Annotated in this window: 21 protein-coding genes and 1 riboswitch; of the genes, 6 read left to right on the plus strand and 15 right to left on the minus strand. The window is 71.4% G+C overall.

Annotation, left to right across the window (positions count from 1 at the left end; genetic code table 11):
* Positions 1 to 175 precede the first annotated feature (175 nt).
* A complete protein-coding gene (locus ACFYXM_RS10140; RefSeq protein ID WP_389288507.1) occupies positions 176 to 865 on the minus strand; it encodes an SDR family oxidoreductase in 690 nt (229 codons plus the stop codon).
* 93 nt (positions 866 to 958) lie between these two features.
* Positions 959 to 1,498 carry a TIGR00730 family Rossman fold protein gene (locus ACFYXM_RS10145; protein ID WP_389288508.1) on the minus strand — a complete coding sequence of 180 codons (540 nt, stop codon included), beginning with the start codon at positions 1,496 to 1,498 and terminating at the stop codon, positions 959 to 961.
* Positions 1,499 to 1,643: 145 nt separating this feature from the next.
* Here ACFYXM_RS10145 and ACFYXM_RS10150 point away from each other — a divergent pair, with 145 nt between their 5' ends.
* The 3 genes from ACFYXM_RS10150 (at position 1,644) to ACFYXM_RS10160 (ending at position 4,010) form a co-directional block, all read left to right on the plus strand.
* Entirely contained in the window at positions 1,644 to 2,015 is a 372-nt protein-coding gene (locus tag ACFYXM_RS10150; protein ID WP_389288509.1) for a DUF427 domain-containing protein, read from the plus strand.
* 141 nt (positions 2,016 to 2,156) lie between these two features.
* Positions 2,157 to 2,960: an alpha/beta fold hydrolase gene (locus ACFYXM_RS10155; RefSeq protein ID WP_389288510.1), complete on the plus strand. Its 804-nt coding sequence runs from the start codon at positions 2,157 to 2,159 to the stop codon at positions 2,958 to 2,960.
* A 444-nt stretch (positions 2,961 to 3,404) separates the two neighbouring features.
* On the plus strand, positions 3,405 to 4,010 hold the full coding sequence (locus ACFYXM_RS10160) for a hypothetical protein (RefSeq protein WP_389288511.1): 606 nt from the start codon (positions 3,405 to 3,407) through the stop codon (positions 4,008 to 4,010).
* 67 nt (positions 4,011 to 4,077) lie between these two features.
* Here the strand turns inward: ACFYXM_RS10160 and mnmA are convergent, their stop codons facing one another.
* The gene (gene mnmA / locus ACFYXM_RS10165) at positions 4,078 to 5,208 is read right to left on the minus strand and encodes a tRNA 2-thiouridine(34) synthase MnmA (RefSeq protein ID WP_389288512.1); all 1,131 of its coding nucleotides are present in this window, start codon (positions 5,206 to 5,208) and stop codon (positions 4,078 to 4,080) included.
* Between the two features lie 61 nt (positions 5,209 to 5,269).
* Here mnmA and ACFYXM_RS10170 point away from each other — a divergent pair, with 61 nt between their 5' ends.
* A complete protein-coding gene (locus ACFYXM_RS10170; protein WP_389288513.1) occupies positions 5,270 to 5,989 on the plus strand; it encodes an N-acetylmuramoyl-L-alanine amidase in 720 nt (239 codons plus the stop codon).
* A 112-nt stretch (positions 5,990 to 6,101) separates the two neighbouring features.
* On the opposite strand, the gene ACFYXM_RS10175 is transcribed toward ACFYXM_RS10170, so the two are convergent.
* The 12 genes from ACFYXM_RS10175 to ACFYXM_RS10230 form a co-directional block, all read right to left on the minus strand.
* Positions 6,102 to 7,271, minus strand: a complete 1,170-nt coding sequence (locus tag ACFYXM_RS10175) for a cysteine desulfurase family protein (RefSeq protein ID WP_389288514.1) — start codon at positions 7,269 to 7,271, stop codon at positions 6,102 to 6,104.
* A 150-nt stretch (positions 7,272 to 7,421) separates the two neighbouring features.
* Positions 7,422 to 7,895, minus strand: a complete 474-nt coding sequence (locus ACFYXM_RS10180) for a carboxymuconolactone decarboxylase family protein (RefSeq protein WP_389288515.1) — start codon at positions 7,893 to 7,895, stop codon at positions 7,422 to 7,424.
* 295 nt (positions 7,896 to 8,190) lie between these two features.
* Positions 8,191 to 9,063 (minus strand): thioesterase family protein, encoded by an 873-nt coding sequence (locus ACFYXM_RS10185; RefSeq protein ID WP_389288516.1) that lies wholly within the window; start codon positions 9,061 to 9,063, stop codon positions 8,191 to 8,193.
* A 70-nt stretch (positions 9,064 to 9,133) separates the two neighbouring features.
* On the minus strand, positions 9,134 to 9,805 hold the full coding sequence (locus tag ACFYXM_RS10190; protein WP_389288517.1) for a trimeric intracellular cation channel family protein: 672 nt from the start codon (positions 9,803 to 9,805) through the stop codon (positions 9,134 to 9,136).
* Between the two features lie 18 nt (positions 9,806 to 9,823).
* The gene (locus ACFYXM_RS10195; RefSeq protein WP_389288559.1) at positions 9,824 to 11,167 is read right to left on the minus strand and encodes an ABC transporter ATP-binding protein; all 1,344 of its coding nucleotides are present in this window, start codon (positions 11,165 to 11,167) and stop codon (positions 9,824 to 9,826) included.
* Positions 11,168 to 11,202: 35 nt separating this feature from the next.
* Positions 11,203 to 12,300: an ABC transporter ATP-binding protein gene (locus ACFYXM_RS10200; RefSeq protein WP_073784655.1), complete on the minus strand. Its 1,098-nt coding sequence runs from the start codon at positions 12,298 to 12,300 to the stop codon at positions 11,203 to 11,205.
* On the minus strand, positions 12,297 to 13,298 hold the full coding sequence (locus tag ACFYXM_RS10205; RefSeq protein WP_389288518.1) for an ABC transporter permease: 1,002 nt from the start codon (positions 13,296 to 13,298) through the stop codon (positions 12,297 to 12,299). Before ACFYXM_RS10205 ends, ACFYXM_RS10200 begins: the two co-directional genes overlap by 4 nt.
* 167 nt (positions 13,299 to 13,465) lie before the next feature.
* The gene (locus ACFYXM_RS10210; protein WP_389288519.1) at positions 13,466 to 15,238 is read right to left on the minus strand and encodes an ABC transporter substrate-binding protein; all 1,773 of its coding nucleotides are present in this window, start codon (positions 15,236 to 15,238) and stop codon (positions 13,466 to 13,468) included.
* Positions 15,239 to 15,333: 95 nt separating this feature from the next.
* Entirely contained in the window at positions 15,334 to 16,338 is a 1,005-nt protein-coding gene (locus ACFYXM_RS10215) for an ABC transporter permease (RefSeq protein ID WP_389288520.1), read from the minus strand.
* Between the two features lie 453 nt (positions 16,339 to 16,791).
* Positions 16,792 to 17,565, minus strand: a complete 774-nt coding sequence (locus tag ACFYXM_RS10220) for an enhanced serine sensitivity protein SseB C-terminal domain-containing protein (protein WP_389288521.1) — start codon at positions 17,563 to 17,565, stop codon at positions 16,792 to 16,794.
* 200 nt (positions 17,566 to 17,765) lie between these two features.
* Positions 17,766 to 18,536, minus strand: a complete 771-nt coding sequence (locus ACFYXM_RS10225; protein WP_389288522.1) for an enhanced serine sensitivity protein SseB — start codon at positions 18,534 to 18,536, stop codon at positions 17,766 to 17,768.
* Between the two features lie 264 nt (positions 18,537 to 18,800).
* A complete protein-coding gene (locus ACFYXM_RS10230; protein WP_389288523.1) occupies positions 18,801 to 19,490 on the minus strand; it encodes an AAA family ATPase in 690 nt (229 codons plus the stop codon).
* Positions 19,491 to 19,644: 154 nt separating this feature from the next.
* A riboswitch (glycine riboswitch) is annotated at positions 19,645 to 19,742 on the plus strand.
* Between the two features lie 144 nt (positions 19,743 to 19,886).
* On the opposite strand from ACFYXM_RS10230, the gene gcvT reads away from it, so the two are divergent.
* Together gcvT and gcvH are read left to right on the plus strand one after the other, a co-directional pair.
* Entirely contained in the window at positions 19,887 to 21,011 is a 1,125-nt protein-coding gene (gene gcvT, locus ACFYXM_RS10235) for a glycine cleavage system aminomethyltransferase GcvT (RefSeq protein WP_389288524.1), read from the plus strand.
* Positions 21,012 to 21,145: 134 nt separating this feature from the next.
* On the plus strand, positions 21,146 to 21,523 hold the full coding sequence (gene gcvH, locus ACFYXM_RS10240) for a glycine cleavage system protein GcvH (protein ID WP_389288525.1): 378 nt from the start codon (positions 21,146 to 21,148) through the stop codon (positions 21,521 to 21,523).
* Positions 21,524 to 21,531 lie beyond the last annotated feature (8 nt).

Genomic DNA, 21,531 nt, shown 5'->3' on the forward strand with positions numbered 1-21,531 from the left:
GCCTAACGACCTGGGGAGCAACGGGGAGCGGGCTCCCTGTTGCTCCCCAGGTCGTAAAGGCCGTCCACGGCACGTGTTGCGGGACCGCCGCCGGACCGTCACCGCGCCGGACGACCGCCCGATCCGCGCGGACGGCCCGGCCTGGTCCGGTCCGGGCGGCCGGGGCGCGTGAGGGTCAGCGGCCGGGGCGCACCCTGAGGTCGGTGACCTCGGCGTCGCGCGGCAGGTCGAGGGCCGTCACGATCGTGGTGGCCACCGACTCCGGGTCGATCCAGCGGGAGGGGTCGTACTCCTTTCCCTCCTGCTGGTGGACCTTGGCCTGCATGGGGCTGGCGGTGCGCCCCGGGTAGACGGAGGTGACCCGGACCCCGTTCGCGTGCTCCTCCTGGCGCAGCGAGTCGGCGAGCGCCTTCAGACCGTGCTTGCTTGCGGCGTACGCACCCCACTCCGCGGACGCCGCCAGCCCGGCGCCGGAGTTCACGAAGAGCACATGCCCCTGGGCGACCCGCAGCTGCGGCAGGAGGAGCCGGGTCAGCTCGGCGGGCGCGACCAGGTTGGCGTTGAGCTGGAAGTGCCACGCCTTGGGCGTGAGATCGCCGACCGCGCCGAGCTCCACGACGCCCGCGACGTGCAGCAGCGAGTCGACCCGCTCCGGCATCGTCTGGTGGGCGAACGCCCAGGACAGCCGGTCCGGGTTGGCGAGGTCGCCGACGAGCGTACGGGCGCCGGGGTGCAGCTCGGCGAGCTCCTTGGCGCGGCCCGCGTCGCGGGCCACCAACACGGCCTCGTCACCGCGCTCCAGAAGACGGCGGGTGACGGCTGCGCCGATGCCGGACCCGGCGCCGGTGATGACATGTGTGGGCATGACGTCCATGATCCCATCACGCCGCCGGGCCGCCGGTCGTGTCGCGTCATCGCGCACCGCGCCGCCGCACACGCCTGTCGGCGCGTGACCGCGTCACCGCTGCTCGGCCGCCTTCTCCAGGTGGGCCAGGGCGCTCGCGCCGTCCTTGGCGAAGAACACCAGGTCGGTGAGCGGGATGGGGAGGAAGCCCTCGTCCTCCATCCGCTGGAACTGCTGGTGCAGCCCGTCGTAGAAGCCCGCCGTGTTCAGCAGGACGATCGGCTTGTCGTGCTTGCCGTGCTTCTTCAGCTCCAGGATCTCGGTCGCCTCGTCGAGCGTCCCGGTACCGCCCACCATGATCACGACGGCGTCGGCCTTCTCCAGGAGCAGCGCCTTGCGCTCGGCGAGATCGCGGGCGATCACCATCTCGTCGGCGTTGGTACGCGCCTTGTCGGCGAGGAAGTCGACCGACACGCCGACCAGCCGTCCGCCCGCCTCCTGCACGCCATCGGCGACGACCTTCATCAGCCCGCTCTCCGACCCGCCCCAGACGAGGGTGTGCCCGCCCTTGCCGATCAGCTCGGCGAATTCACGGGCGGGGCGGGTGTAGCGGTCGGCGAGGTCGGCGGCGGAGAGGAAGACGCAGATGTTCATGGCGGACACCGTAGAGGTCGCCACCGACGGGCCACGCCACCGGGCCCGCTTGCGACCATGCCAGGAGGGCGGGAAGGCCGGGGAAAGGCCCGAAGGGCGTGGCCGGCAAGGGAAGAAAACGGCCCGCGACTCGGCTGAACAAGGCATGACCTCCACACAGGGACACCAGGGGCACCCGGAACACGCGGGACACGCGGGACACCGCATCACCGTCGAGCCCGGCACCGAGCACGTACGGGTGGTCCACGACGGGCAGGTGCTCGCCGAGAGCCGCCGCCCGATCGTCCTGCGCGAGACGGGCTGCCCGGTCCGCTACTACCTGCCGCCCGAGGACGTCCGCACCGACCTCCTGACGGCCTCGGACACGCGGACGCACTGCCCGTTCAAGGGTGATGCCTCCTACTGGTCGCTTCCGGACGCGGCCGATCTCGTCTGGGCCTATCCCGACCCGAAACCCGAAGTCGCCCCGATCAAGGACCACTTCTGCTTCTACGAGACCGGGACCGTCGCCGGATGAACGTCCGCCGCTGACCGCCGCGCGACCGCGACCGCCGGGTTCGACCCGCTCAACCACCGCCCCGGCCTGCGGACTTGAGGAATCCCAAAGAATCTCGGGCCGGAGCGATGAGTTTTCGGCAGGACGGTGGTCTGCACCTGCATGGACAAGACTCTCTCCCGCGACGGCACCGTGATCGCCTATCGGCGCCGGGGCGAAGGACCGCCGGTGGTCCTGGTCGGCGGAGCACTGGGCACGGCGGCGACCGAGACGCCCCTGGCACGCCTCCTCGCCCCGCGCTTCGGCGTGGTCACGTACGACAGGCGCGGACGCGGCTCCAGCGGCGACAACGGCCCGTACGCGGTGGAACGCGAGATCGAGGACCTGGCCGCGCTCATCACGGCGGTGGGCGGCCGGGCCTCGGTGTTCGGGGTGGGCGCGGGCGGGGCGCTGGCCCTGGAGGCCGCCGCCGCGGGGGTGCCCGTCGACCTGCTGGCGGTGTACGAGCCCACGTACACGCCCGGCGCCGCCGGGGCGCAGTTCAAGGCTTCCTGTACGGCCCGCCTGCACCGTCTGCTGTCCGCCGAGGACCGCGCCGGGGCCGTGGAACTGTTCCTGTCCGTGACGGGCGTCCCGGCCGACACCGTCGCACGTATGCGGCGTGCACCGCTGTGGCGCGACCTGGTGTCGCTGGCCCACACCCTGGCGTACGACGACGTGCTGCTCGGCGACGGCTCGATCCCGGCCGAGCGCTTCGCCTCCGTGACGGCCCGGACGCTGGTGGTGTGCGGCGGTTCCAGCACCGCCCGGGCCCACCGGTCGACCCGTGCCCTCGCCGCCGCCGTTCCGCGTGCCCGCCACCGCACCCTGACGGGCCAGACCCGCGACCTGGCCCCGCAGGCGGTGGCCCCGGTGCTGACGGAATTCTTCGCCGAGGACACGCTCCCCCTGCTCCGGGCCTCCTGACCCCCGCCCTCCGGCACGGCCGCACCCGCACGGGGGTCGGGCGAGGCCGTGCCGGAGGCGCGGGAACACCGGTACGGAGCAGGACGCGGCCGGGGCGGGCCCTCGGTCGAGCCCCGCGCGCCGACGCGCACCGGACGGTGCTGTCACCCGGCCCCGACTCACCCTCCCCCACGGCGTCTCCAGCGTGCGAAGCTGACGTCCATGCCGCAACAGGGTCATCGCCTCCGGTCCTTCAGATCCGCGTTCGGCCTCGCACCGACGCGTTTCGCCGCATGCCGGAAGATCAACGCACCGGATCTTGAACACGCTTTGGCGGACGACACCACGCTCTGCGGCATCCCTCGGGGCGAGGTGACGGTCCATCGGCACCTCTTCGCCACAGGCAATCCCGGGGCATGCCCGCACTGCAGGGTGAAAGCGGCGCGGGGGTAGGATGCTGTGCGGGTGGCGCTTCCTGGTTCCCGCACGAAGACGACGGACATGTGGCTGCTGCCGGAGGACGAGATCCTCGTGGGGCAGCGGATTCGCGGCGCTCTCCCCGACGGCGGGTGGCTGTGCAGTCAGCCCGGCCCCGCGGGCCTGCATGAGGTGCATCAGCATCAGACGGTCGAGAAGGCGCTGAGCTGTGGCGGAGTGCAGGCGTTCCTTCTTCTTCCGGCGGGAGCGGCGGCACCGGCCGGCGTCGTCACGACCGGCGGGATGACCACCCGGCCCGAGCTGCGGCATGCGGCCATCGTGCAGCTCCTGCGCTCACGCCGCGTCCCGGACCAGGACGGCGAGGTCTTCCGAGCCGGACGCCTGACGGTCCGCTGGAACGAACCCGACGTCGGCCCCGAGACGCACCAGCTCCTCACCAAACAGACGCGCCTCGTCTGGCAGGCGCTGCGATCCGCGACGCGGCCGGCCGCGTTCACGGACCCGACCGGCCAGAGGACGAACGGGCAGCGGATCGGCGCCGCCGCACACGACCTGGTGGCCCGTACCGGCATGCCCCTGACGCGCGGAGGAGCCCAACGCCTGTACCTGGCGGCGAAGCTGCCCCGGCGCTGAGGACACGGCCGCGCATGCGAAGCGCATGCTTCGATCAGCCGAAGCCCCGCGGCGCGCTCCGGCGCGGTCAGCCCGCCGCTGCCGCGGCCTTTCGCCGCACCGTCGTCGCGATGGTCGCGGAGCCGACGACGCGGGTGCCGTCGTAGAGGACGACGGCCTGGCCCGGGGCCACGCCGCGGACCGGCTCGGTGAAGGTGACGTGCAGGGTGTCGTCGACGAACTCCGCCGTCACCTCGGTCTCGCCGCCATGGGCGCGGAGCTGGGCGGTGTAGGTGCCGGGGCCGGTCGGGGCGGTGCCGCACCAGCGGGGCTTGATCGCGGTGAGGGCCGTGACGTCGAGGGCTTCGGCAGGGCCGACCGTGACCGTGTTGTTCACCGGGGAGATGTCCAGGACGTAGCGCGGCTTGCCGTCGGGGGCGGGGTGGCCGATGCGCAGGCCCTTGCGCTGGCCGATGGTGAAGCCGTACGCGCCCTCGTGGGTGCCGACCTTCGTGCCCGACTCGTCGACGATGTCGCCCTCGGCCGTGCCGAGCCGGCTCGCCAGGAAGCCCTGGGTGTCGCCGTCGGCGATGAAGCAGATGTCGTGGCTGTCGGGCTTCTTCGCGACGGCCAGGCCCCGGCGCTCGGCCTCGGCGCGGATCTCGTCCTTGGTGGTGAGGGTGTCACCGAGCGGGAACATCGCGTGGGCGAGCTGCTTCTCGTCGAGGACGCCGAGGACGTACGACTGGTCCTTCGCCATGTCGGAGGCCCGGTGCAGTTCGCGGCTGCCGTCCTCGCGGACGACGACGGTGGCGTAGTGGCCCGTGCACACGGCGTCGAAGCCGAGCGCGAGGGCCTTGTCGAGCAGCGCAGCGAACTTGATCTTCTCGTTGCAGCGCAGGCAGGGGTTGGGCGTGCGCCCGGCCTCGTACTCCGCGACGAAGTCGTCCACGACGTCCTCGCGGAAGCGTTCCGCCAGGTCCCAGACGTAGAACGGGATGCCGATGACGTCCGCGGCGCGGCGGGCGTCCCGGGAGTCCTCGATCGTGCAGCAGCCGCGCGCCCCGGTACGGAAGGACTGCGGGTTCGCGGAGAGCGCGAGGTGAACACCGGTCACGTCGTGGCCCGCCTCGGCGGCGCGGGCGGCGGCGACGGCCGAGTCGACACCGCCCGACATCGCGGCGAGCACACGGAGGGGACGCTGGGAAGTCTGAGTCATAGCCCCACCAGGGTACGGGGCGCCGGGAACGGAACGCTCACGGATATGCGTTGGGGATCACATGGGTGCGAAGAGGGCCACGGGGTCCGGAGGGTCCGCGGCGGGGGCGGGGCGCGGCGTCAGCAGGCGCGGGCTGCTGATCGGCGCCGCCGCCACGGCCGCGGTGGCGGGCTCGGCCGTGCTGGCGCGGGACGAGTTGGAACGGGTCTGGTGGCGGCTGCCCGGAGTGGACAAGCCCCGGACACCGGGAGAGGTCGACTACGCGCGGGCCCAGTGGATATCGGCGTCCGAGGCGAACTGGCGCCGGGCCGACCGCCCTGCGGACTACGCGATCGACCGGATCGTCGTCCATGTCACCCAGGGCAGCTACCGCAGCGCGGTGAAGGTCTTCCAGGACCCGGGCCACGGCGCGGCGGCGCACTACGTGGTGCGCCGGGACGGCCATGTGACGCAGATGATCCGTGAGCTGGACGTGGCGTTCCACGCGGGGAACCGGTCGTACAACGAACGCAGTGTCGGCATCGAGCACGAGGGGTTCGTGGACCGGCCGCAGGACTTCACGGCCGAGATGTACGGGGCGTCCGCCCGGCTGGCGGCGACGATCTGCGAGCGGTACGGGATACCCGTCGACCGGGAGCACATCGTCGGGCATGCGGAGGTGCCGGGCGCGGACCACACCGATCCCGGGCCGCACTGGGACTGGAACCGGTATCTGAAGCTCGTCCGGGCGGCCCGGACCGCCGGGACGGCGGGAACGGAAGCGGGTACCCCGGGCGCCTGAGCGCGCACGCGCCCCGCACGCCCCGCACGCCCTGCGCGTCCGAGCGCTCTGCATGCGCTGCTCCGGCCGGACCCCGCCGTGCTCCGCGTCGGCTCGGACGAGTCCCGCCGTGTCAGAAGAGTCCCGCCATGCGTGCCCGCTCGACCGCCGGGCCGATGGCGCGGGCCACCTCGTCGACGTCCTGCTTCGTGGACGTGTGGCCGAGCGAGAAGCGCAGGGTGCCCCGGGCCAGGTCCGGGGCGGTGCCGGTGGCCAGCAGGACGTGGCTGGGCTGGGCGATGCCCGCGGTGCACGCGGAACCGGTGGAGCACTCGATGCCCTGGGCGTCCAGCAGCAGGAGCAGGGAGTCGCCCTCGCAGCCGGGGAAGGTGAAGTGGGCGTTGGCCGGGAGCCGGCCGCCCGGGGCCGGGTCCCCGCCGAGTACGGCGTCGGGCACGGCCGCCCGCACCGCCGCGACGAGGGCGTCACGGAGCTCGCCGATCTCGGGGGCGAACTCCTCGCGGCGGTCGGCGGCCAGGTGCCCCGCGAGGGCGAAGGCGGCGATGGCGGGGGTGTCGAGGGTGCCCGAGCGGACGTGCCGTTCCTGGCCGCCGCCGTGCAGTACGGGCACGGGGGTGTACTCACGTCCGAGCAGCAGCGCGCCGACGCCGAACGGGCCGCCGATCTTGTGCGCGCTGACCGTCATCGCGGCCAGGCCGGAGCGGGCGAAGTCGACATCCAGCTGTCCGAACGCCTGCACCGCGTCGGCATGCATGGGTACGCCGAACTCACGGGCCACCTCCGCCAGTTCGCGTACCGGCATGATCGTGCCGATCTCGTTGTTGGCCCACATGACGGTGATCAGGGCGATGTCGTCGGGGTCGCGGAGGACCGCCTCGCGCAGCGCGTCGGCGTGGACGCGGCCGTACCGGTCGACGGGGAGGTACTCGACGTTCGCGCCCTCGTGCTCGGCGAGCCAGTGGACGGCGTCCAGCACCGCGTGGTGCTCGACCGGGCTGGCCAGCACCCGGGTGCGGCGGGGGTCGGCGTCGCGGCGGGCCCAGTACAGGCCCTTCACCGCGAGGTTGTCGGCCTCGGTGCCACCGGAGGTGAAGACCACTTCGCTGGGGCGTGCGCCGAGCGCGTCGGCGAGGATCTCTCTCGACTCCTCGACGGTACGACGGGCCCGGCGCCCCGCGGCGTGCAGCGAGGACGCGTTACCGGTGGCGGCGAGCTGGGCGGTCATCGCGGCGATCACTTCGGGAAGCATCGGCGTGGTCGCGGCGTGGTCGAGGTAAGCCATGGTGGGCCCGATTCTACGAGTCCGCCCGCCCGTGCGCGGCGGGGCGTACGCACGGCGCATCGCTGCCCGGCACCCGCGCACCGGCCGGCTCGTCCGGCCGCCCGCCCCGCGTACCTCCCCCGTCGTCCGCGGCCGTCCGGAGCGTGCGGGTCAGCCGAACTGACCCGGCTGGTAGTCGCCCGCGGGCTGCTGGGTGATGACGTTCACGCGGTTGAAGGCGTTGATGACGGCGATGAGCGACACCAGGGCACCGAGCTGCTCCTCGTCGTAGTACTTGGCGGCATTGGCCCAGACCTCGTCGCTGACGCCACCGGCCGCGTCGGCGATACGGGTGCCCTGCTCCGCGAGTTCCAGCGCGGCGCGCTCGGCGTCGGTGAACACCGTGGCCTCGCGCCAGGCCGCGACCAGGTTGAGCCGCTCCCAGGTCTCCCCGGAGTGCACGGCGTCCTTGCTGTGCATGTCGACGCAGAAGCCGCAGCCGTTGATCTGGCTGGCGCGGAGCAGCACAAGTTCACGCGTCGCGGCAGGCAGCGACGAGTCCGCGACCGGCTTGTCCGCCGAGACGAGGTGCTTCAGGACCTTGGCCGCGACCGGGTTGGTGAAGACGTTCAAGCGAGCTTCCATGGCGCACTCCTTGCCGTTGTTGGCGGTTACGACCTGGGGAGCGATAGGGAGCGGGCTCCCTATCGCTCCCCAGGTCGTTACACCTCCCTGACGGAGACGGCCCGCGCGATGTGACACATACCAGTGTGACCTGCATCACCGTTCGGGGCCCCGTATTGCGGCCGAATGCGCCGGATCACCGAACCGGCCCGAGCGGCTCCGGCCCGGCCGGAATCGAATGAACCGGCCTCGGCCCGGACACCGCCGTTCGAGCGGGCCCCTACGCTCCCGACGCCCGCCACCCGCCCGACGCCCGCTACCCGCGCGGCGCCCGGGCCAGCTGACGGGACTGGGCGACCAGGCGGTCCGCACTGTCCCAGACGTCCGCGTCCTCCTCCAGGAAGCCGCCCGCGAGGTTGCGGGTGGTGATGGAGACCCGCAGCGGGCCGGGGGCGGGCCGGCAGCGGATGTGGGTGGTGAGTTCGACGGTCGGCGTCCAGCCCTTGAGGCCCAGCTCGAACGCGGTGGGCGGCAGCGCGTCGACGGTGAGCAGGAGGGAGAGCGGATCGGGGTCGCGACCGTCCGCGAGGCCGAACCAGCCGCGCATCTCGCCCTTTCCGGAGGGGGCTCCGACCGCCCACCCGACCGTCGCCGGGTCGAGCTTGATGTCGATCCGGTCGGCGATGGCGGAGCTGCCGGGGATGGGGGCCGGGCCGTTTTCGGGGCCGAGGCAGTGCGCCACGGGCGGGATGGCCGGCGGCTTCGCCGAGGTGCGCACCTCTTCGCTCAGCGTGTCCAGATCGCCGTAGGTGGCGATGACGCGGATGCGCTCGGTCTCGGTGCCGTCCTGCGCGTACTGGAAGAGGGACGCCTGCCCGGTCGAGAGGGTGCGGCCGGTACGGGCCGTCTGCGTACGGATCACCGCGGGGCCCGGGACGGAGGCGGTGAGGTAGTGGGCGGAGATCGAGAAGGGGTCCGGGTGGGGCAGGGCGTCGCCGAGCGCGCGGCCGAGCATGGCCAGCAGATAGCCGCCGTTGACCGCGTGGATGATCGTCCATCCGGCGGAGAGCTCGGCGTCGTAGACGCCTTCCTCGCGACGGACGACGGCCGTGTCGCGGTCGAACTCGCTGTCACCGATGGTCGCGGTCGCCGGAGTGGTTCGCGCCGCTCGTTCTGCTGCTTGTGCCATGCGATGCACCGTACACCGACAGCGTTACTAAGCGGTAGCTTTGTCGTATGGGAAGAACGGGGCGACCGCGTCACATGGCCGCGGAACCCTCCTCGGCCGTCGACGACCGCCGGTTGTACGCGCGCGGGGCGCGCCAGTGGAAGCGCATCGCGAGCAGCCGCAGCACGAACGCCGCGATCACCGCGACGCCGCTGGTGAGCGCGCTGAGCGCGTCGAAACGGATGCACAGGACGATGATCGCGGCGCCGACGATCGCGGGCACCGCGTACAGGTCCCGGTCCCAGCGCAGCAGGGACGGCACCTCGTTGGCCAGGACGTCGCGGAGTACACCGCCGCCCACCGCGGTGGCCACCCCGAGCGCCGCCGACGCGGTCAGGCCGAGCCCGTACCCGTACGCCTTGACCGTGCCGGTGACGCAGAACAGTCCGAGGCCCGCGGCGTCGAAGACGTTGACCGCCACCTGGATCCGCTCGACGTGCGGATGCAGGAAGAACACCAGCACCGCGGCGAGGAGCGGGGTGGTGAAGTAGCCGAGGTCCGTGAACGCCGCGGGCGGCACCGCGCCGATGACGATGTCACGGAACAGCCCTCCGCCCAGCGCGGTCACCTCTGCGAGCACCGCGATGCCGAAGACATCGAAGTTCTTGCGCACGGCGAGCAGCGCGCCCGAGATCGCGAAGACGAAGATCCCGGCGATGTCGAGCGCGTGCTGGATGGAGGGCGTGAACAGTTCGTTGAGCACCGGGCAATTGTGCCGGTACTACTCCTTGGGGCCGGCCTCCGGCGTATCGGACGACGTTCCTCCGGCGGCGGCACCGGACGACGGTCCCTCGGCGGGCCCCTCCGCGGCCGAGCCCCCGGTCGGCTCCTCCGCCGCTTCCTCCGTCGCGGACCCGGCCGTCGGCTCCTCCGCCGCGGACTCCTCCGCCGTGCCGCCGTCGGCCTCCGCCTTCTGGATCGAGACGATCTCGACCGCCTCGCGCGCCCCCTCCGTCACCGTCTCCCCCGGCACCTGGTCCGCCGCGTTCTCCGGGTGGTGGCAGGCGACCTGGTGCCCGGTCCTCAGGGCGACCAGCAGCGGTTCCTGCGTCCGGCAGGTCTCCGTCGCCTTCCAGCAGCGGGTGTGGAAGCGGCATCCGCTGGGCGGCGAGATCGGCGACGGCACGTCGCCCTTCAGCAGGATGCGCTCGCTCTTGGCCGCCCGGCGCTTCGGGTCCGGGATCGGGACCGCGGACAGCAGCGCCTTGGTGTACGGGTGCATCGGCGCCTTGTAGAGCGAGTCCCGGTCGGCCAGCTCCACGATCTTGCCGAGGTACATCACCGCGATCCGGTCCGAGACGTGCCGGACGACCGAGAGGTCGTGGGCGATGATCACGTACGTCAGGCCCAGCTCGGCCTGGAGGTCGTCGAGCAGGTTCACGACCTGCGCCTGGATGGAGACGTCCAGCGCCGACACCGGCTCGTCCGCCACGACGAGCTTGGGCTTGAGCGCGAGCGCGCGGGCGATCCCGATGCGCTGACGCTGGCCGCCGGAGAACTCGTGCGGGTAGCGGTTGTAGTGCTCGGGGTTGAGGCCCACGACCTCCAGCAGCCGCTGAACCTCCTTCTTCACACCGCCCTCGGGCGTCACGCCCTGGAGCTTGAAGGGGGCGCCCACGATCGTGCCGATGGTGTGCCGGGGGTTCAGCGACGAGTACGGGTCCTGGAAGATCATCTGCATGTCGCGGCGCATCGGGCGCATGGCGCCGACGCCGAGGTGCGTGATGTCCTGCCCCTCGAACTCGATCTTCCCCGCGGTCGGTTCGAGCAGCCGGGTGATCAGTCGGCCCATCGTCGACTTGCCGCAGCCCGACTCCCCGACGACGCCCAGGGTCTCGCCCGCGTGCACCTCGAAGTCGATCCCGTCGACCGCCTTCACGGCGCCGACGGTGCGCTGCAGCATCCCCTTCTTGATGGGGAAGTGCTTCTGCAGGCCGGTCGTCCTCAGCAGCACCTCGCGGGAGGCGGAGCCCTTCTCGGCACTCGCCCCGTTCCCGGCGGCCCGCTTCCCGGGCACCTCCGTGTCCCTGCCCGCGTTCGCCACGTCCTCGCCCCCGCTCGCCATGCCCTTGTCCTCGCTCGTCACGGCCTTGTCCTCGCTCACAGCTTGGGCGCAATCTCTTCGGTCCAGATCCGCTCCCGCTGCTCCTGCGACATGTGGCAGGCCGCCCAGTGCCGGCCGCCGACCTCGCGCAGCTCGGGCCGTACGGTGCGGGTCACGTCGCCCTCGGGCACGTCCGCGTACGGGCAGCGCGGGTTGAAGGCGCAGCCCGACGGGATGTTGATGAGCGACGGCGGGGAGCCCTTGACCGGGATGAGCCGGTCGGTCTGGTCGCGGTCCAGGCGCGGCATCGAGCCCAGCAGCCCCCAGGTGTAGGGGTGGCGGGGTTCGTAGAACACCTTCTCGGCCGGTCCGCGCTCGACGCAGCGCCCGCCGTACATCACGAGGATGTCGTCGGCCAGCTCGGCCACCACGCCCAGGTCGTGGGTGATGACGATGACCGCGGAGCCGAACTCCTTCTGCAGGTCGCGGATCAGGTCGAGGATCTGCGCCTGGACGGTGACGTCCAGCGCGGTCGTCGGCTCGTCGGCGATCAGCAGCTCGGGGTTGTTGACCAGTGACATCGCGATCATCGCGCGCTGGCGCATCCCGCCGGAGAACTCGTGCGGGTAGCTGTCCACGCGCTTGTCGGGCTGCGGGATGCCGACCCGGTCGAGCATCTCGATCGCGCGCCTGCGGGCGGTCTTCTTGTCCACGTCGTGGTGGACCCGGTAGGCCTCCACGATCTGCTTGCCGATCGTGTAGTACGGGTGCAGCGCCGACAGCGGGTCCTGGAAGATCATGGCCATGTCGCGACCGCGCAGCCTGCGGACCTCGTCGGGGTCGGCGGACAGCAGTTCCTTGCCGTCCAGCCAGATCTCGCCCGAGAGGCGGGCCTTGCGCTTGCCGTACTGGCCGGCGGTGTGCAGGCCCATGATCCCGAGCGAGGTGACGGACTTGCCGGAGCCGGACTCGCCCACGATGCCGAGGGTCTTGCCCTTCTCCAGCGTGAAGCTGAGCCCGTCCACGGACTTGACGAGACCGTCGTCGGTCGGGAAGTGCACCTTCAGATCGCGCACGTCCAGGAAGGCGGTGGGGGCGGGCGAGTCCGCGACGGGTTCGCCCAGCGCGGCACCGCTCTTGTGCAGTTCGGTCATCCCAGCCTCACTCGCGGGTCGATGACGGCGTACATGATGTCGACGAGGAGGTTGGCGACGGCGATGGCGAGCGCCGCGAACAGAGTGACGCCGAGGATCACCGGGAGGTCCTTGTCGCTGATGGCCTGGACGGCCGCGAGACCCAGACCCGGCAGGTTGAACGTGGACTCGGTGAGGACCGCGCCACCGAGGAGCACGCCGATGTCGAGACCGAAGACGGTGAGGATCGGCGTCATCGCGGAACGCAGGGCGTGCCGGGTGATGACGGTGCCCTCGCCCAGGCCCTTGGCGCGGGCGGTGCGGATGTAGTCCTCGCCCAGCACGTCGAGCATGGTGGCCCGGGTGAGGCGGGCGTACATCGCGGCGTTCAGGAAGGCGAGCACGATCCACGGCAGGATCAGGGTCTGGAACCAGACGTCGATACCGTCGTCCGTGGAGAGGTTGTCGGCGATGTGCACCCACCCGAGGGTGTGCACGAAGAGGCCCATGGCGACCATGCCGGTGAAGAAGATCGGCAGGGAGACGCCGCCGAGGGCGGTGGTCATCGCGGCCCGGTCCCAGATGGTGCCGCGCTTGAGCGCGGACACGACACCGGTGGCGACACCGCCGACGAGCCACAGCACGCAGGCGCCCGCGGCGAGCGCGCCGGTGACGGGCAGGGCGTCCTTGAGGGTGGTCCAGACCGGCACCTCGGTGCGGAAGGAGTACCCGAAGCAGGGGGCGGCGCAGTGGGTGACGTCGTCACCGTTCGCGTAGTCGCGCCCCATCGGGATGCCCTTGACGAAGTCCCAGAACTGGACGAGGAGGGGCTCGTCGAGCCCCAGTTTGATCCGGATGCCCGCGAGCTGCTCGGCACCGGTGGCCTTGCCGGCGAAGAGGACTGCGACGTCCTGACCCGCCCACTTGGGCAGCATGAAGAAGATGGTGAAGGTCGCGAGCAGTACGACGAGCACCATGATGACTACGGCGAACAGGCGCCGGATGAGATAAGCAAGCACTGTGCGCGGCCCGGCGGTGGCCGGGATCCCTCGTGGGGTTCCCGGCCACCGCCCCGGCCATCACCTGCCCTTCGGACTGGCGGGTTTCGGCGGCGGTGGGGCGGCCGACGGGGTCGGCCGCTGTTGCTGTTGCCGGCGGCGGCTGCTGTTGCCGCCGCCGTCAGCTACTACTTGACGACGCCGAGCGAGACGTAGTCGTAACGGCCGTTGTAGGCGTCGGACATGTAGACGTTCGTCAGTCGGTTGCCGCGCCAGGTGATGTTCTTCTCGTAGATGAAGGGCATCCAGTCGGCCTGGTCGAGGATCCGCTTGTCGATCTGGCCGTAGATCTCACCGGCCTTGTCCGCGTCGGTCTCCGCGATCGCCTGGTCGAAGAGCTTGTCGATCTGCGGGTCCTTGATCTGCGACTCGTTGTAGTTGCCGGTCTCCGAGAGGTACCGGCTGTCCCACAGCGGCTGGCCGAAGCCCTGCCCGGACGGGAAGTCGGGGCCCCAGCCGCTCATGGTCATGCCGTAGCCGCGCTGCTTCACGACGGCGGGCGAACCGGTGATGCTGGACGTCTCGGCACCGTTGATCGGGTCGACCGAGACCTTGATGCCGACCTTGCCGAGCTGCGCCTGGAGCGCCTCGGCGGCGTCGACCTCGCCCGGGTTGTTGTTGCGGGCGGTGAGCTTGGTGGAGAAGCCGTTCGGCTGGCCGCACTGCTTCAGCTCGTCCTTGGCCTTGGCCAGGTCCGGCTTGCCCTTGCGGGCGAGCACGCCGTACGGGTCGTAGTCGCTGTGGCCCTTGATGGACGCCGGGAGGGCGCTGTTGGCGATCGCGCCACCGGAGATCTCGCCGCCGCGCACCTGCTGGATGGCGGCGAAGTCCGTGGCGTAGAAGACCGCCTTGCGGCAGTGGACGTCGTCGAACGGCTTCGCGGCGTGGACCAGGGCGACGTAGCGGACGAACGACGTCTGCATGTTGTCGACGCTGTCCTTGTGCTTCTGGATGGCGGTGACGCGGCCGGACTGGGTCATGCCGGTGCCGTTGAGGTCGACGTCGTAGTCGCCGTCCATCAGCTTCTTGTCGTTCTCCTCCAGGTTGGCGGAGATCGTCACGGTGATCTTGTCGGGGAGCGCGGCGCGCACCGGGTCCGACGACTTCTGCCACTTGTCGTTGCGGACGAGCACGATGCCCTTGTTCGGCTTGTACGACTCGAACTTGTACGGGCCGGAGGAGAACGGCCGCTGGGTGTACTTGGCCTTGGTGTCCTGGGACGCCTTCACGGGCGTGCCGGACGGCATGGCCAGGAACTGCTCGAAGTCACCGTTGGGCTTGGGCAGTTTGAAGATGATGGTGTTGTCGTCGGGCGTCTCGATCGCCTTCAGGCCGAGCTTGTCCGGCGACGAGTCCTTGTACGGGCCCTTGTACTCGCCCTTCGGGTCCAGCGCCTGCTTCAGGTACTGCGGACCGCCGGTGATGGTGTCCGTCGCCCAGATGCGCTCGATGCCGTACTTGACGTCCTTGGACGTCAGCTTGGAGCCGTCCTCCCAGGTCACGCCCTCACGCAGCTTGTACGTGTAGGTCTTGCCGCCGTCCGTGATCTCGGCGGGGCCGGTGGCGAGGTCACCGACCAGCTTGGTCGAGGCGACACCCGGCTTGGTGTCGTACGTGACCAGCTGGCGGGTGTAGAAGCGCATGAAGTCCCAGGCCATGCCGTAGTAGGCACGCTGCGGGTCGGCCGAGTCCAGGTCCTGCTTGCCGACCATCCTGAGCGTCCCGCCCTTTTTGGTGGACGGGTTGGCGACCTTGTTGAACGCCGCGTTGAAGCCCGCGCCCTTCGCGCTGCCACCGTCGCCGTCGTCGCCGCTGCCGCCGCACGCCGTGGTGGTCATCAGCGCCGCGACCACGAGGGCCGCACCAGCGGTGAGCCGTCGTTTCGAGGAAACTGTGGACATTTTCTCGCAACCTCCGAGATCGCGGTCCCAGGCCGTTGCATGCCGGAGAACCATGGGAGAAGCCACCTGACGGTGCGGCAGGGGCAAGTCGTTGGTCATCGGGTCCCCTTGGGATCCAGGGCGTCGCGCAGCCCGTCCCCGAAGAGGTTGAAGGCCAGTACGGTGATGAAGATCGTCACGCCGGGAAAGACCATGAACATCGGGTCGTGCTCGTACGTCTCCAGGGCGTCGCGCAGCATGCCGCCCCAGGAGGCCGTGGGCGGCCGGACACCGGCACCGAGGAAGCTGAGGGCCGCTTCGGTGAGGATGTTGGTGGGGATCATGAGCGTCGCGTAGACGGTGATCGGCGCCACCAGGTTCGGCAGCAGTTCACGGAAGAGGATGTGCCCGCGCCCGCCACCGAGGCTCCGCGCGGCCTCCACGTACTCGCGTTCGCGCAGCGAGAGCGTCTGCCCCCGGACGATGCGGCCCACGTACGGCCAGCCGAAGAAGCCGATGACGGCGACGAGTACGGCGATGCGCACCCCGCTGCCGGTGAGACCGAGCAGGTCGTCGGGGAGGACCGAGACCAGGGAGATGATGAAGAGCAGCTGCGGGAAGGAGAGCAGCACGTCCATCACCCGGCTGATCACGGCGTCGATCCAGCCGCCGAAGTAGCCGGCGACGATACCGAAGAGCGTGCCGAGGGCCACGGCGACCAGGGCCGCCAGGAACGCCACGAGCAACGAGATGCGGGCGCCGTAGACGATCCGGCTGAAGACGTCCCGTCCCTTGTTGGGCTCGACCCCGAAGAGGAAGTCGCTGCTGATGCCGCCGAGGGAGCCGGTGGGCAGGTTGGTCAGCGGGTCGAGCTTGTCCTGGTGGAAGTCGTTCGGCGGGTGCCCCAGCAGGGAGACGATCAGCGGCGCGAAGACCGCCACCGCGATCAGGAAGAGGACGACGATGCCACCCGTCAGAGCGACCTTGTCCTGCTTGAGGCGGTGCCAGGCGATCTGCTTGAGGGAACGTCCCTCGACCTTCTTGGCCCCGGAGCCGGCCGCGGGCCCACCGGTCGCGTTCGGATCCGTCTCCGTGGTCGGCTCGTGCAGTGGTGCCGTCATCGTGGCAAGGACCCCTCTCAACCGGCGGTGGCCGGGCCGAACTGGCCGCTGTGGCGGCACGGATCAGTCAAGTCGTACGCGGAGGCGGCAAGACGCCCTTGCTGCGGGAGTCTTCATCGCAGCCGCGCGCGCTAGCCATACCGACAGGCGAATGGATGCCTAACCGTGATGCGGACCGACGCGATCCGTTATCCGGACGCACGCGAACGCCCGTCGAACACAGGTCAGTTGATGCTCAACGTGGCGATGACTCGCATACTCTTCGCTTTCGCCACCAGACGGCTTCCGAACGGAGATGTGCGACACGAAGGGCATGTGTGGCATGTTCCGGACATCCCGGTCGAACGATCGTGCGCCGGTGCGAGGGAGGAGCCGACGCGTCGCGGGGCGCGGGAGCGCGGGACGGCTTCCGCGCATCGCACGCCACGGCGCACGCGCCCGGGGGAAGCGGTGTCAGTACGCGCCCGCGCCCGGCGGGTAGCCGTAGCCGGGCGCCGGGGCGTGGGCCTCGCGGTCGTAGAACGGGCGGGAGTTGACGCGCAGCCACATCGCGACCGGGTCGTACTCGTCGGACATCGCGACGGTGGAGACGGGCAGCCCCTCCGGGACCGCGGCGACCGACTGCCCCATCATCGCGCGCACCGCGTCGACGGAGGGCCGGCTCGTGTCGTACAGGTCGAGGCCGATGGCGAGGTACGCCGTGCCGAGCGCGGGCTGCACCCAGGCGCGGCGCAGCGAGCGGATCGCGGGGGTGCGGTGGGCGTTCTGCGCGAGCAGGGCGTAGAACTGCGGGATCTCGATGGCCGGTTCGGTGAGCCGGAGCGGGCCGGCGGGCATCCGGTCGAGGCCGGTGGCGATCCGGCGCAGGTCCAGCCAGGGGATGCCGACGCCGCCGCCCGGGGCGTGCGGGTTGAGCCAGATGCCCCAGCGGTCGGGGAACAGGGCGCGGGCGATGTCGAGGCCGGTGACCACTTCATGGGCCCGGGTCCAGCCGCTGGCCGAGAGCTCCTGGGCGGAGGTCACGCAGGGGGCGTACCCGAGACCGTCGATCTCCATGTTTCCGTACTGGGCGTCGGGCGAACCCGCCCGGCCGTTCCAGAGAAGCATCCAGATCCGGTCGTGCGCGAGGGCCTGGAGCAGCGCCTCGTACGCGTCGTAGCGCCCGGGCGTCACTTGGCGCAGCATGTGCTCGACCTGCCCGGCCGCCGCGGTGCCTGACGCACTCACCTGGTCCCGCCCCTCTTCGATCCACTGTGCCGGCCCGCCGCTCCCGGGGCACACGGGCGCGGCATGATGCCGTGACACCCGCCATGAAACCAGCTTAGGTGCCGGTCCTGACACCGACTTGACGCCTCGGACTGGCGTTCGCCGCCCCACGTGTGTGCGAGCCGGGCGTCGCACGGCGGGCGGCGGCTCGACGACCGGGCCTACCGCTGCGCGCGCTGGTAGAACGGACGGATCCGCTCCCGCATCCAGTCCCCGACCGGGTCCTGCGCCACGTCGAGCAGAACCAGGTTGACCGGCCAGGGCACCGCCACGCGACCGAGCGCGCGGCCCAGCGCGTCCATCGGGGCATCGCGCGCGGCCTCGTCCCAGGCGGCGAACTCGACACCGACGAAGAGGACGGGGTCGTCGCCCTCGATGCTGGCCAGCGTGCGGCGGGCGGTGAGCACCACGCCGCTCTCCTCGAACTCCCCGGCGGCGGCGGCGAGGAAGTCGACGGGTTCCTCCTGCCAGTCCGGTTCGTACAGGCGGACCCGGCCTCCGGTGGCCGGTCCGTCCAGCGGGGTGCGTCCGGTACGGCAGAGCTCGGCCACGGCGGGCGGCGGCAGCGGCATCCCGACCGCGCCGCCGGGGTTCACGGCCATGCCGAGCTGCGGGGGCAGGCCGCGGGCGAATTCGACGGCGGGGGCGACGGTGTAGGACATCCGGTCGCCGACACAGCCGAGAAACTGCTGTTCGGAGCTGAAGACGGGGACGAACGCGGCTCCGTCGATCTCCAGCGTCGGCAGGTCGAGTTCCGGGGAGTCGGGGCCGCCGCCGTTGGGGAGCGGCACCCATACGTGGCTGCGCCCGAGCACCTCGACGAGGCGCCCGCCGGCCTCCGCCGCTCCCACCGAGGCCATCAGCACCTCTTCGAGCTCGTTGGCCGGCCATCCGCTCTGCGGATGGGACTGGACCTGCGCCGGAATGTCCACTGCTTCCCCTTCTTTCCCGAGCTTCTGCCCGAGCCTTCCGGCAGAAGGTTACGGCCTGGGGGCGACCGGGGTGGATCAGGGAGTGTCCTCGTGCGGCTTCACCCGCGAGGCGGAGCGGGCGGCGCGGTGCGTCGAGGAACGACGACAACGCGGCGGGCGGAGTCGCGGGGCGGCACGAGCCCGCCCCCCGACACTCCCCCCGGGCATCGACGCCCGGCCCGGCGGCCGCCCGCCCCCGGGCCGCGCCCCGGTCAACCCGAGCGGCTACCCGGGCCCGAGCCGCGCCCCCGTGAACGTGATGCGGTCCAGCAGCCCCGCCGCCTCCCGGTCCAGGAGCACGGCCGAGCCGCAGCCGGACGGCAGCAGCCCCGCCTCGGCGTCCCGGAGCAGCCGGCCGACCGCCCTGCGGTGCCGGGCGAACGCGTACCCGGAGACGCCCCGGCCGCGTTCCCGCTGTCCCTCCCGGGCGGTCCGCGGCGTGACGTCGAGCAGGAGCAGGTGGAGGTCGCGGCCCCGGCGCCGCGCGTCACGGGCCAGCCAGCGGCGTACCCAGGTCTGCGTTCCGCAGTCGTGCACGACGACGGACTCGCCGGAGCGCAGCGCCCGCCGCAGCCCCGCGTAGTGGGCGAGGCGGACGAGGGGGCGGTAGAGGGCGTACGGGAGCAGGCGCGGCAGCATCCGCGCCCAGCGGTCCCGGGTGTCCTGCGAATCGATGGTGCGGACCGTGGCCGTCCGCCGGATGAGGGTGGATTTGCCGCTGCCGGGCAGCCCGGAGACCACCACCACGTCGCCCGCCGCGAAGCGCAGGCCGCGCGGGGCGTGCCCGCCGCGCCGCCGCAGGTCGCGCACGAGCGGTGCGGGACGGCCCGGCGCCTCCCCGGCCGGGGCTCCGGCCTGCGCGGGCATCGCGTCGTGCGCGGCCCCCGCGGTCGTCGCGTACCGCCTTGACGTCATCGCCCTCCCCCTGTCGGATGTCCGCCCATGGCCGAAGTGTAAAGAAGTGGTAATGCGGGGCAACCGTCCACGCCGTTGAACTGCCCCCGGGACCGGGGCCCCACTCCGGCGCGATGCGTGCGATGATGGCCCGGCCAACTGCATAACGGCCGTTTGAATCCGCGCGGGAGAGTTCCGGTCATTGCATGGGCCGGGCGCCGAAGGAGCAAGTTCCTCCCTTGAATCTCTCAGGCCCCGTACCGCGCGGATGAGGCAGATCTGAAAAGCGGGCCGCCCTGCGGCCCCACCCAAGGTGCAAGCCGAACCGGACCCTTCGGGGGGTTTCGGCGAACCTCTCAGGTTCCGATGACAGATGGGGAGGGATCGTCCTCGCCGTCATGCCCCGGGAGCCACACCATGAGCACCGCACCCCGCCGTACTGCCCTCGATGCCCTGCACCGTTCACTGGGCGCGACCATGACCGACTTCGCGGGCTGGGACATGCCGCTGCGGTACGCCAGCGAGCGCGACGAGCACAACGCGGTCCGTACCAAGGCCGGTCTCTTCGACCTGTCGCACATGGGCGAGATCACCGTCACCGGCCCCGAGGCCGCGGACTTCCTGAACTTCGCGCTGGTCGGCAACATCGGCACCGTCGCCGTCGGCCGCGCCCGCTACACGATGATCTGCGCCGAGGACGGCGGCATCCTCGACGACCTGATCGTCTACCGGCTGGGAGAGGCCGCGGCCCCCGAGTATCTGGTCGTCGCCAACGCGGGCAACGCCCAGATCGTGCTGGACGCGCTCACCGCCCGGGCCGAGGGCTTCGACACCGAGGTGCGCGACGACCGCGACGCGTACGCGCTGCTCGCCGTCCAGGGGCCCGCCTCCGTCGCCATCCTTTCCTCGGTCACCGATGCCGACCTGGACGGTCTGAAGTACTACGCCGGGCTGCCGGGCACGGTCGCCGGTGTCCCCGCGCTGATCGCCCGTACGGGCTACACCGGCGAGGACGGCTTCGAGCTGTTCGTCGCGCCCGAGCACGCCGAGGGGCTGTGGAAGGCCCTCACCGAGGCGGGCGCCCCGCACGGCCTGGTCCCGTGCGGGCTCTCCTGCCGCGACACACTGCGCCTGGAGGCGGGCATGCCGCTCTACGGCCATGAGCTGACCACCGCGCTGACCCCGTTCGACGCCGGTCTCGGCCGGGTCGTGAAGTTCGAGAAGGAGGGCGACTTCGTCGGCCGCGAGGCCCTGGAGGCCGCCGCCGAGCGCGCCGAGACCGCCCCGCCCCGCAAGCTCGCCGGGCTGGTCGCCGCGGGCCGCCGGGTGCCGCGCGCCGGCTACTCCGTGGTCGTCGGCGGCGAGGTCGTCGGCGAGGTGACCTCGGGCGCCCCGTCGCCCACCCTCGGCAAGCCGATCGCCATCGCGTACGTGGACGCCGCGTACGCCACGCCCGGCACCGAGGGTGTCGGGGTGGACATCCGGGGCAACCACGAGCCGTACGAGGTCGTGGCGCTGCCGTTCTACAAGCGCCGCAAGTGACGCCCGGCCGGGGCGCCGGAAGAGGTGTCGGCGCCGCGTCCGGCACCCGCGTGCCCCGAAAGTGACGCAATCGCGTCTCATACCGTAAGACCACCGTTCATCAGCACTCCCCCGCGTACAGGAGAATTCAGGTCATGAGCAACCCCCAGCAGCTGCGTTACAGCAAGGAACACGAGTGGCTGTCGACCGCCGAGGACGGTGTCGCCACGATCGGCATCACCGAGTTCGCCGCCAACGCGCTCGGTGACGTCGTCTACGCGCAGCTCCCCGCGGTCGGCGACACGGTGACCGCGGGCGAGACCTGCGGCGAGCTGGAGTCGACCAAGTCGGTGAGCGACCTGTACTCGCCGGTGACCGGCGAGGTCACCGCCGCGAACCAGGACGTCGTGGACGACCCCTCGCTGGTGAACTCCGCTCCCTTCGAAGGCGGCTGGCTGTTCAAGGTACGTGTCGCGGAGGAGCCGAAGGACCTGCTCTCCGCCGACGAGTACACCGAGTTCTCCGGCAACTGAGACCCCAA

Origin of the sequence: Streptomyces sp. NPDC002476, assembly GCF_042889785.1 — a bacterium.
In the GTDB taxonomy this organism is placed as follows: Bacteria; Actinomycetota; Actinomycetes; order Streptomycetales; family Streptomycetaceae; genus Streptomyces.